Here is an 11,865-nt window from a genome sequence, read left to right on the forward strand (position 1 = left end):
AAGCAATCCTCTTCACCTCAAGCATCGGGTCGTCCTATCGTCCTTAACGCGACACAGCCCGCCGAGCGCTCTGTGCAGGATGGCAAGGTGCAGAGGCGGCCCGCACCCACCTCGTCGTTTTCAATCTGCACATGATGCCGCTCGTGATGCCTGCGTAGCGCGCCAGCGCGCGCCGGAAACGGCCTGAGTGGACGGCGCGTCGTCTGGAATTCCCATGTAAGTGAACGTTGTCAATATTGGCGGGCATCTTGACCGAGGCGGCGCCGATTCCGAAGTTCGCGCAAGTGCGCTCGACGTAAAGCCGATCAAATTGCTTTGCAATCCTTTATATGTCATATCGTATGAACACGTTTCTTCTTGTTCATTCAATCGACTCGACAGTGACACGCGCGTGCCCCTCGTTCGTCACACTCGGCCACTATGTTTTCGTAACGCTCGGTAATAGGTAGTCGAACACCGAGCTTGCAGCGTCATAGCTGCACGTCGATGTCTCCTCATCTGCATTAGAAATTGCGGCCTTTCGAAGGAGGTTGTCATGAAGCGAACGAAAGCAGAACCGGGAAGAATGGCATTGCGCCGTGTCGCCTTGGTCGGCAGTGGAGTCGCGCTGGTGCTTGCGAGCGCAGTGTTCGCATCTCTGGCCGAAAGCGAGTCGCCCTCGGCTGACGAACGATCCGAACACACGGTCTCGCCAATCAAGCACGTGATCATCATCGTTGGAGAAAACCGCACGTTCGATCACGTCTTTGGCGCATACAAGCCCCCCACGGGGCAAACGGTGTCGAACCTGCTGTCGAAGGGCATCATCAAGGCGGACGGCAGCCCCGGGCCCCATTTTTCCGATGCTGCGCAATACACCGCGAAGGCGACCGATCCGACGCAATTCGAACTCAGCCCCGGAGGGCAAGTGCCCTATGGCGATCTCCCGCCGCCCCAGACCGATTCCGCTCCGATGGCCGCAAGCGATACGAGCCCTGGCCCCTTCGCGACGTTTGCGGCCGCTCAAGCCGCAGAAGGCGGTGCGCTGGAACAGCAGGATATCGTGCAACTGACCACGGGCGCGACGAACTTGCCGAAGAAAGCGGTTGATACCCGTTTCGACCCGAACACCTATGTGCTGCCGAACGGGCCTTACCAGATCTCGCGCGTCGGGCCAGACTACGATCAGTACATGGCGAGCCCGGTACACCGGTTTTATCAGGCGTGGCAGCAAGCAGACTGCAGCGTCGCACAAAAGAGCACGGATAATCCAAGCGGTTGCCTCGGCCGTCTTTACGTATGGGTCGAGACAACGATCAGCGCGGGCTCCAACGGCAACCCGCTGCCAAAGCCTTTCAATGAGCAGACATTGGGTGAAGGCTCGACAGCGCTCGGTTACTACAACGTGAACAACGGCAAAGACATGCCGTATTTCAACGAACTCGCGCAGAAATACACGATCAGCGACAACTATCACCAACCGGTGATGGGGGGTACGGGCGCGAACAGCATCATGCTGGGCACGGCCGACGCGCTTCACTTCACCGATAGCCTGGGACATGTCGCAACCCCGCCGTCCAACCAGATTGAAGATCCGCGCCCGCTAAAGGGCACCAACAACTGGTATGTGCAAGACGGCTACTCGGGCGGTTCGTACAGCAACTGCTCGGACTCGAATCAACCTGGCGTTGATGCCATCCTCGACTATCTCGGCAAACTGCCGTATCACCCGAACCCGAACTGCGCGGCAGGCACTTACTACCTGCTGAACAACTACAACCCGGGCTTTAACGGCGACGGCACGTTAAATGCGAGATCGTTTACGATTCCGCCCTCGCCGGTGCGTACGATTGCCGACACGCTGCTCGCGAAACACGTCTCCTGGAAGTACTACGGCGAAGGCTGGAATGTGTTCAAGAACCCGGACCAGAAGATCAGTGACACAAGCGTCTACTGCAACATCTGCAATCCGTTCCTCTACGAAACGGCGATCATGACCGACAAGGCGGTCGTCAAAAAGCACTTCAAGGATTTACCGGATCTTTACACGGATATTGCGGATGGCAAGTTGCCGGCGGTGTCGTATGTCAAGCCGGGCGGACTCCTCGATGGGCATCCGGCCTCGTCTAAGTACGGCCTGTTCGAGGCCTTTGTGCGCAAGATCGTCGACTCGGTTCAAAAGCACTCCGAGCTGTGGGAGTCGACCGCGATCTTCATCACGAATGACGAAGGCGGTGGCTACTACGACTCGGGTTACATCCAGCCGCTGGACTTTTTCGGCGACGGCCCGCGCATTCCGCTGATTGTCGTGTCGCCTTATTCGAAAGGTGGACATATCATGCACGAGTACGACGATCACGTGTCGCTCATCAAGTTCATCGAACGCAACTGGTCGCTTGCCCCGATCACGTCGCGCAGCCGCGACAATCTGCCGAATCCGGTGCAGTTGTCGACGAATCCGTACGTGCCAACCAACGCGCCTGCCGTCGGCGACTTGTTCAAGGCGTTCAGCTTCCCGCACGATCATGACCATGACGAGGGCGGCGGCAGCGATCATTAGCATGATGCGCGCAGCGGACCCGGCCGGTTTCCATATTGACGACGATTTATAACCTGAATGCGGTAGGGCGTGGATTGCCATCGCCGGCGGCTCGACACTCAAAAGCTGCCGTTCGCCGAAGCCGACGGCGAACGGCAGAAACGGGTCGATATGACCCATTCAGTTTTGCGCCGGAGCGACGCTCCACTGCGCGACTGACGGCACCTGCCAGCGTGACTCACATCCTGCTCGCCCACCGGACGTTCGCCCAACGCATTTTGACATTACGGCTCGAATGACAACTTTCGAATCCACAGAAGTCCCGCCCATACGCACCGCCCCACGTTCAGGCGTTGATGGTTGCCTCAATCCGTTCAACACCTGCCAGCACATTGGCCAGCGCCGGCACGTCGCGGAAAATCATTCCCGCCATCGCGGTGTAATCGCGTCGCAGGGCGTCGTGCATTGCCGCGGACGGCATGAGCAGGAGCCGCAACTTGCGCTCTCGGGATTCGACAAAATCAGCGTGCGCAAGCTGCTTGGCGACCGCGGGTTTCAGTATGTAATCGATGCTGGCTTGGGTTCAAATGCGAGCGACTTCGACCGCTTTCGCATTAACACGTTTGACCGGAACTTGCAGCCCAGCGCCCGACCGGCTGACCGTTGGGCCTACACCTCACGCCAGCGGCCCCGGCTGATTTTCTCAATTGTCTGCAAACGGCGGCCCTGCGCGGACATGCGATAACCAAGCGCCCGTCACCAACGCATCCTCCGCAACTCCGGCTTGAGGTACGCGGCGGACGTCGCTTCGTTATCACACCGTCGGCCTTGCTGCGCTTATATAGTCATCCTGTCGACACCGATGCCAGGAATACCTCTCAGACGAGAGACTGTCACTGCAACCTCCTCAAACTGACCGGTACGGTAGGGAGCATCATTGCACACGCGGCGCGATGGTATTGCCAGCCGCCGCGCCTGGGACGCTGACTGCCGACGACCTCGGCTCATTGGCGTGCCGCTGTGCCAGGCGAGCGCAATCTCCCATCGGCAGACGCCTGACGACAAGAAAGGCGACCAGCATCGCCAGCGTTCCGAAAATCGCGCTCCCCACTGCCTGGCCCACCAACACACCAATGGGACCATGTCGGATTCCGACCGCTACAAACGGCAATGTCCCGAGTGTTGCTCGTCCCCAGTTGAATAGCGTCGATAGCAGAGGACGGTCTAAATTGTTGAACGTCGCGTTCGCCACGAAAAGACATCCAACGAAGGCATAGCTTGCGACCAGCCATGAGCAAAATGTCGAGATGATTGTTGCGGTAACTCCGTGCGCGGAGAAAGCGCGAATCACACTGTTCTGAGCCAACGCCAGCACGACCCAGGCCACTGCAACGGTCAGCAGGACGAACGCGAGGCTGTTTCGCACAGTTTCCCGAATTCGGTCCGCCCGGCCAGCACCGAGGTTCTGCGAGATGATGGGGCCGACCGCCCCGGTCAGCGCGTATATCAAGGCGAAGGCAACCGGTGAGATACGGTCAATTGTGGCCTGTCCGGCGAGCGCCGCTGGACCAAAGCGCGCCATTGCATGCGTGACGTACGCACTGGCGACCGGCGTCGCCAGGTTGGTCAGGACTGCCGGAAGTCCCACTTTGAGCACGGGCTTCACATCCCGCCACGAGCGCCAAATACGTGGGCGGCCGACCAGGTGATTGACTCTAGCCACTCCGTACAAACCTACAACGGCCAACGCTATGCGTGCGACGACGTTCGAAACGGCCGCGCCAGTCAATCCAAGGCGCAGGCCGAAGATGAGAATTGGGTCTAGAACTGCCGTGATGACCGCCGCCGTGAGAGTCACCATCATGGCTCGTCGCGCATCGCCAGTCGAGCGCATAATAGCCGCCGTGCACATTCCAATCGCAAGCAGCGGATAGGTCGGGCCAGTGATGTAAAGGAACGTGCGAGCCAACTCGCGCGTTTCTCCTCTCGCACCGAGCGCGTTAAGAATTGGGTCGAGTAGCGCCAGCGTCGCTGCGCTCAACACGATGGTCACCATGCCCATCCAGATGAGACTGGCGGAAGCGACCTGTCGAGCTTTGACCTGTTGACCAGCGCCGAGTAAGCGGGCGACGGTCGCACTCACTCCAATGGTCGCACCGATTGCGATGGCGACATGAAAGAAGGTAATGGTGCCCGCGAAACCCACAGCGGCCGCCACCGAAGCATCGCCAAGAAGCGATATATAGAAAAGGTTCGCAAGGTCGACTGCGAATACCGCCATCAGGCCGATTGCGCCGGTGCCCGCCATGACAACCACGTGACGCATGGTCGAGCCTGAAACGAAACGGGCAGAATGTGCTGAGGTGCGTACGTTCATCGCGTCGATGTGAAGGTCACTGTCCACGAATCATGGCACGAACCGCAGCCGTACACGGCTATCTGTCTTCACTGCAGATGGACCCGCAACTCGCGATGCACCGCTTTAGCAGCGACAAAATCATCGTTACAGCGCTTGCACATCCCTCGAAGGTCCCCTCTGGACGTGCCCCGTTCCCGATTGAAGCCGGAACCGTGCTACGAGCTGCAGTATGAACACCGAGAGTAGTAGTCACCAACGTTAGCTTGAGTGGAGGCCGACGCAGGTGTGCAGAGTGTGCCACATCTACAGAATCAAAATAAGAGATAGCCGGCAGGTTTTGGAATCAAAGCCAATTGTTATCCTCTTCGTCACCTTGGGTATGGAAGCCATGGGTTCGTCCGGTTTTCGGGCTAGATAGGTTACGACGATGGAGTGGCCATGGAACACAATCGACCGCGGAATTATGCGGTCGCTACGGAAGACAGCGTTGGTAGTCACTGCATGCCACCGCTATGTAGTTCTTCTACGGTCTGCCCTTGAGGAGGCTTCCCCTTGGGCTCTCCCTAGTGCACTACAACTGCTTACAAATCTCACAACGGCACGGTGCACCGCTCTGTCGGCTGCGGCGTTCTTGCTGACACCCCTCAACGGAGCGCGAGATGAGCACCAACATGACTTCCAGTTCACTGCAGCGTAGTCGCCTTCACCCTTTGGTTGCGGGTGCGGCGGTAGCCGTCATCCTGGCCAGCGCCACGGGTATCGCGGCGATGACGGGCATTCTTCCGACGTCCCGAGCGATGACGGCGCCTCCGACGCAAACGGTGCCGGTCACGGCTCAAATCGCCAGCGCGCCGGTCGCTTCGCCTCAACCAAACGTGGAGGAACGCGTGACCCGGGAGGAAGCTCCCGTGGCGCCGCATGTCCGTCATCACCACAGTGCCCCTGCTGAGCAGGCGCCAAGGTACGCCAAGAACGACGCGTATCGAGACTCGGTACAACCGTCACCGAGGGCGGTCGCCGTTGACCCGAACGCCGGCGAAGTAGTCGCCGTCAATACGGTCCAGGCACCCGAACCAACCACGGGTCTCGGGGCCGTAGGTGGGGCAGTCGCTGGCGGGCTGTTGGGAAATCAGGTCGGCGGAGGACGCGGCCGCGTTCTGGCAACGATTGCCGGCGCCGTCGGTGGAGGCCTTGCGGGCAATGGCATTGAGCACGCTGTTCGCAAGGCGACGAGTTATCAGGTGCAGGTCAGGATGCAGGACGGCAGCTACCGGAATTTCAACTACTCGACGCAGCCGCCAGTCCAGGTCGGTGAGCGCGTTCATGTCTCCGGCGATTCCCTGAGCACGTCGTAATCAGCCTCCAAAACCGGCGGGACGTTTACGGTTACGCCGGTTACAGATTTGGCAATCCGGCGGTACCTGCTGTTGCTCGGCACCCTGCGCGAAGGCTCACTCATCGACTCAGAACTTCACTTGCCGACCCATTGCTACGGTCCATCTTCGATAGGATTGAGGGGTCTTGCGCGAAGCTTCACGCGTCTCGCGCTTGCTAAAATGGCGGCGACTCGACGCATTTGAGTCTACGTCGCCTGGACGGGCTGCCGCTTGCACGCCCTTCTCATCGAAGGTGCCCTTGAGCGGAATGACCTGGTAGATGTACGGACCGGGCGATGCGAGGTCCTTCACGGCCAGGTCCTTCCAGAAGAGCTTCTGGATAGGCGCCTGCGCGGTGGTTCGCCCGCTCTTGCCTGCGTTCGGGTCGCCGGGAAATCCCGCCATGGCGGGGAGCGACTGGCCCTGCGGTTCGCCGCTACGAACGTTTGCCGATTCGGCCGGAATCCGCCGGACGTCGCAGCCGACGCAATCTTCAAGCTTATGCGCGAATGTCCAGGCCACCAGAATCACATCATTGTTTGAAAACGCAATGCATTTCGTCGACATGTTTCTCTCCATGTGAAGGCGCGCGATGCGTGTTGAACCGATGTTGGGGCAACCCCGAGAGCGTAGGCGGCGAAAGCGTCAGCTTTGAGGCGAGATGATTACAGCGTGGCGAAGTGCGCAGTCGATGAGCGACGGCGAGCGGGACCAGTTTCTCCGTCAGGAGAGAAATAAGACTTTCTGTTGCGCGTTAATGTTGGCGAACATCGGAAGCTCAGTGTGGGCCTTTTGTGGATGAGACAGGCCAATCCGCAAAAGACCCGCCGCTTTCGGTTGCCTGATTTAGTGACCGCTGTCAGGGTTGCATTGAGGCATGTGACTTCAGGGGGAACAAACAACGCGGCAATTCCGCGCGCGGCGGTCGAGGTGACAGGTGCATCTGAAGGACCGCCAGAGGGCCAGTAAGCCCGGTGCGCAAAAGGAAGCACACGTATTAACGATACGTCGCGTTCTGAAAAAAGATACCAAGCCTTTGGCTATAAAGCGACCCGCGACATGGCGTCACGACGACACGTCATAGGCTTTGTTTCGTTTCACGGGGCAATTGCTCGTGACTGAGCGTACTCGGGTCTCCGACATCGAAGCCATCTGTGCACCAAAGCGAAGCAGCTGTCTCGCTGGCGACCTATCAGCCGCCGCGGCCGTGAACCGCGAAAGCATTCGCCGTCGTACCGGCCTCGTTCCCAGTACCGCACGAATCTTCTCAGCTCCTTTGCGATATGACGGAGTGGCCGCTCCAAGCCATGCCCATGCGCCCCGTACACGCCAAACAGTCAAGAAGTTCACAATCGCGTTTCTACCGAAGAAATACAATGTCGCGGTCCTTCAGAATTTCTTAAGGATAGCGACACGTCGCTTCATCGAAATCAGTCTCTGAAACTGCATCAATCACTGTTTCGCCGTACGCGACCCGCCCATGGGCGAAATCTGTCGGCCGGTTTCAGCAAGAGGCCAGCGATTGGTGGCACGGTGCAGACTACACTGAATAACACTGAGAGTTATTCAACGTTGCTCTATGTGAGCTCGCTTTACAACAAGCACTTTTTTAAAGCGCGCGACTAAAGGCGACGTCTCTTAGTGCATTCGGCGCTCTGTTCCCTAGCACTTAAGTCATATGCCCTCAAGAAATTGATATGCCTCGTGGGTTGCAATCACCCAACCCCTGCCCTAGGCTTTACGCAGATATTGAAAGTATCTCTCGCCTCATCGGTGAGTTTGTTGTGGTGTCCGGGGGGATGTAGTGAATCAAGACAAATTGGCGACTATGGACACTTGCTTCCAGCACACACTCTCGATACCCCGTTTGTAGCGCCCTGACGCGCCCTCTCCGGTGTACGCGCTTGTCTCTGTCGACGAAGCACAGAGGCGGGTGATTGCGTTCGCTTGCTTTTCGGTCCATCCGGAGACGGACGCGGCATAGCAGCGCGCCGTGCGAAGCCCGCTGTCACTCATCAGTTTGCCCAGAAAGCAGTTTCGCATTGTCTAGCGGCCGACTTGTTGCGCCAGTGCCCGTCGGCATTGCGTTGGACGTTGGCCGTTGTCCGTCGCTCATCGAACCGACCACGTGATTCCGGTCCGCCCGGAAACACGCTTGAGCCCATCGGAGGTCACATGAAGAACATCGCCTCACTCATCAAGAGAACGATGCAGGCGTTGGCAAGCATCACAGCAATCTCGACCGCGTTAGTCGGCATGACAGCGCGAGGCAGAAACATCCGCGTAGGCAACGTCGCAGTATTGCTCTCCATCTGCTGTGTGGCGCTGCCTGAAAGCCCGGCCGCGTGGTCACAGGCTGCGCAGCGGACAAAGATAGCCTTCGAGGTGCATGAGCAGAATTCGAAGTACACACAGCAACACACGCTGGACATCGGCGACGTGCCAGGCCATACGATACGGCTTTTCGAGCTTCATCGAACTTTTCCGGATGACCCGCCTGCCTTTGCTGGTGTGGCAGTGAAAGACTACTGGGCTCGCGGTGAAAGTGAGAGCCTGGGCGGCAATGGTCCGGTTTTCACTTACACCCTCTTCAACATGGCCAATGGTGACAAGATATTTGGCCGGTTTGACGGCGTAGCGCAGGCGACGGCCGGTCAATCGGCCGACAAGAGAACGGTCGTGGGCACCGTTGTGCTCACTGGCGGGACGGGAAAGATGCGGGGCATTCGAGGCACGTTACATGTTTTAACCAATGTCGACCTTTCAAAAGGCTTGAATAATACCAGGTACGAAGGCGAGTACTGGATGGAAAAGGAGTGACATCCTGCGCATCCCGCACAGGATGTATTTCATCCGTTGAATAGGAGATATACCGTGGCAACTTATATCAGCCTGTGGAACTTCACGGACCAGGGCATCCGCGCAGTGAAGGACACCACAAAGCGGGCCGGCATAATGAAAGAGATGGCACAGAAAGCCGGTGTGACCGTGAAGGACATCTTTTGGACCTTGGGAGCCTACGACGGCGTGGTCATTTTCGAGGCAGCCGATGAAGAAGCCATTGCCGCTGTGGGGCTGGCGCTCGGTGCGATGGGGAACGTGCGCACACAGTCCTTGCGTGCATTCTCGCTTGACGAGATGAAGGGTGTCCTTGGCAAACTGCCGTAAGCGCAATATGAGTGCGTGTCGTCTCGCACTGGTGCATGCCTCCAGGCTCGTAGGCGACCGCCCGCCGCCCAGCAGATGGTAAAGACGCTTCAAACGTTGACGAATCTCCGGACGCAGGTTTCGGGACCGGCCACCGTAACGCTGCCACTACGTCGAGGCCTAGCTTCAAGTCGACGGTCGCCGGAGTGTACGAGTTCTGTCTGGTCGTCAGTGATGGAGTAAGCAGCAGCAAACCGTCGACCGTTGCCACGCGGGCGCTTTTTCTGTGCGGTAGGGTAAAGCCCGCCTCTTCCCGGCAGGTCCATGAAGAGAGAAAAACACTTCGCGTTTTCAAATTTTTCGACGGATAACCCTCGAGTTGTCGCTCAACACTTAGTAGGACTAATGAATGTTTTAAATACCCGCTATCTTCGTACGAACGCGCCGCACCGCAATGCTCAAGACCAGCAAACAGTGAATCGATTTCACAGAAGTCACGGGTTGCCATTCATCAAACGCTGCCCTACGCTTTCATTGCCAACAGAATACAGTTCGTTGCTCACCTCGTCGTGAGCTTATTGGTGTCCGGGGGGACGTGCAGTAGTGGTTAAGACGAATCGGCGACTTATGGACACTTGTAAACGATGCACCTTCTCCTTTACCTCAACGAATCCATCTGGAGGTGTGAAGATGAATCGAATTCCAGGCTTCAAGATTGCCGGACGGACGACTTGGGTAGCGGGTGCCCTGGGAGCTTTGTGTCTTTGCGCGTACGGTCAAACCTCGCCCCAAATTGCCAATACCAGCACGCATGGAGACGCAACTGATGTTCAAGGCGTCTTTGTGTTAGATAAGTGCAAGTCAGGCTTCATTGACATCAGAGTGTTCGCGAATGCTGGGGTAACGCATGGAGGTGGGCCTAGCCAACCTTTCTCTGCATTCGGCTTCGCATTCATCTCTGGGTATGACACGTGCGCTCAGAGTTCTTTTGGCAACTCGTACTCAGGCCCTGTTCAGTTCTCTGCGAACGACGCCAATGGCGTAATCGTTCCTAAGTCAGCGACCGCCTCGGGGTTACTCCTGTCGGACGAGGGCACTGACACTCTCCAGTTCACAATGACCGCTAATGCGCTCGGGGCTTCGTCTCAGGACAATCTTAACGAACACCAGACAATTTCATATGGCAATGTTGTCATGACGATTTTTGAGCAGTCGGATGGAAATACTACAGCCGGAACAGGAACCGTCACGGCTACCTCCCAAACATTTGGCAACGTGAGCGCGCAACTTCAAGGTCTTGGCATCACGCTCTCGGATTACAAGAATCACACAATGTCTGTTACTCGATGACTGAGTGAGGCTGGCGTCCCGGATGCCAAGTGGCGCGAGGCGGCGGCTGTCAGCCTCCATGCTCGACCCCGTGTGCTGTACCGACAGCCAGGCTTCGCCTGGTCGCGGGCGCGTTCGCGAGGCGCGTTGGTTAGTCTGATTCGCAGTGACTGCTTGTCCAACCGGAGACTGGCTGTGGAAATAATCCTCATGACCCGCTTACGTGCGGCAGTACTTGCATTGATAGTGGTCGGTGCGGCGATGCTGGGCACTAGCCCGGTGCAGGCTCAGCAGAAGAACACGATTTCGTTTTCGGTGCCGGCCGCCAATACCCGGTACACTGAGCAACACGCCCTTGAGGTCGGCGACATCCCTGGGCACCAGATTCGCATCTTCGAGAACCATCGAACCTTCCCCAACGACCCACCGGCATTTGCCGGGGTCCCGGTCAAGGATTTCATCACGCGAGCCGCAACCGACCTGATTGACAATGACGGTCGGGTGTCCGGCTACGTGGTGTTCGTCCTCGCCAATGGCGACAAGGTGTTCGGCCGACTGGAAGGAACCATCCAAGCGCCGGTAGCACAATCAGGCGGACACCGCACCGCAATGGTCAATATCGTTCTTACCGGCGGCAGCGGCAAGTTCCGGAATATTCGCGGTAGGTTGCAGCAATCCTCGGTCGCTGACCCCTCGAAAGGCTACAACGAGGGCAAGTTCGAGGGCCTGTACTGGCTGGAATAGACGGAACCTGAGGCGGCCGCTTTAGCATGACCCACTTCCGACAGATGGTCCCTCTCGCCGCTACAGTGATATGGATTCCTACACATCTAAACCCCATCGGGCTCGCTGGTCCGCCCTGTACTGCCCCTCCGACGCATGGCGAGACCATTGAGCCGCTCTCGCAGAGTCAGGCTGAATATGCACGCCTCACGCGAAGCCGGCCGACAGCAGCACCAGTTGCTCGGTAAGCGGCCGGGCATCTCATCTTGAGGTTCGGTAAAGCTCTTGGGAGTATCGTGTCCACTTAACGAACAAGCGGACACGTGAACACTATCGTCAAAGAAGGAATGCCTGTTTTGTCGCATTAACGCGGTCAAGTAAAATCCGTCGACCGCAACGCATGACAAGCATGA

The 11,865-nt window shown here is 57.9% G+C and carries 8 protein-coding genes; 6 read left to right on the top strand and 2 right to left on the bottom strand.

The window, feature by feature from the left end; all coding sequences use genetic code 11:
* Positions 1 to 535: 535 nt before the first annotated feature.
* On the top strand, positions 536 to 2,539 hold the full coding sequence (locus EYW47_RS40255) for an alkaline phosphatase family protein (protein ID WP_240764140.1): 2,004 nt from the start codon (positions 536 to 538) through the stop codon (positions 2,537 to 2,539).
* A gap of 913 nt (positions 2,540 to 3,452) precedes the next feature.
* Here the strand turns inward: EYW47_RS40255 and EYW47_RS40260 are convergent.
* Complete coding sequence (locus EYW47_RS40260; protein WP_240764141.1) at positions 3,453 to 4,922, bottom strand: MATE family efflux transporter; 1,470 nt, start codon at positions 4,920 to 4,922, stop codon at positions 3,453 to 3,455.
* Positions 4,923 to 5,536: 614 nt separating this feature from the next.
* On the opposite strand from EYW47_RS40260, the gene EYW47_RS40265 reads away from it, so the two are divergent.
* Complete coding sequence (locus EYW47_RS40265; protein WP_133200361.1) at positions 5,537 to 6,232, top strand: glycine zipper 2TM domain-containing protein; 696 nt, start codon at positions 5,537 to 5,539, stop codon at positions 6,230 to 6,232.
* Between the two features lie 108 nt (positions 6,233 to 6,340).
* Here EYW47_RS40265 and EYW47_RS40270 read toward each other — a convergent pair whose 3' ends face one another.
* Complete coding sequence (locus EYW47_RS40270) at positions 6,341 to 6,820, bottom strand: hypothetical protein (protein ID WP_133200362.1); 480 nt, start codon at positions 6,818 to 6,820, stop codon at positions 6,341 to 6,343.
* Positions 6,821 to 8,428: 1,608 nt separating this feature from the next.
* Here EYW47_RS40270 and EYW47_RS40275 point away from each other — a divergent pair.
* The 4 genes from EYW47_RS40275 to EYW47_RS40290 all read left to right on the top strand — a co-directional run bounded on the left by EYW47_RS40275 (position 8,429) and on the right by EYW47_RS40290 (position 11,473).
* Positions 8,429 to 9,073, top strand: coding sequence for a hypothetical protein (locus EYW47_RS40275; RefSeq protein ID WP_240764142.1), 645 nt, complete (start codon positions 8,429 to 8,431; stop codon positions 9,071 to 9,073).
* Positions 9,074 to 9,127: 54 nt separating this feature from the next.
* Complete coding sequence (locus EYW47_RS40280) at positions 9,128 to 9,421, top strand: GYD domain-containing protein (protein ID WP_133200363.1); 294 nt, start codon at positions 9,128 to 9,130, stop codon at positions 9,419 to 9,421.
* A 669-nt stretch (positions 9,422 to 10,090) separates the two neighbouring features.
* Positions 10,091 to 10,750 carry a hypothetical protein gene (locus EYW47_RS40285; protein ID WP_133200364.1) on the top strand — a complete coding sequence of 220 codons (660 nt, stop codon included), beginning with the start codon at positions 10,091 to 10,093 and terminating at the stop codon, positions 10,748 to 10,750.
* A gap of 189 nt (positions 10,751 to 10,939) precedes the next feature.
* The gene (locus tag EYW47_RS40290; protein WP_240764143.1) at positions 10,940 to 11,473 is read left to right on the top strand and encodes a hypothetical protein; all 534 of its coding nucleotides are present in this window, start codon (positions 10,940 to 10,942) and stop codon (positions 11,471 to 11,473) included.
* The last annotated feature ends 392 nt before the right edge of the window (positions 11,474 to 11,865 follow it).

It is taken from the genome of Paraburkholderia silviterrae, assembly GCF_004353915.1.
GTDB classification, from domain to species: Bacteria; Pseudomonadota; Gammaproteobacteria; order Burkholderiales; family Burkholderiaceae; genus Paraburkholderia; species Paraburkholderia silviterrae.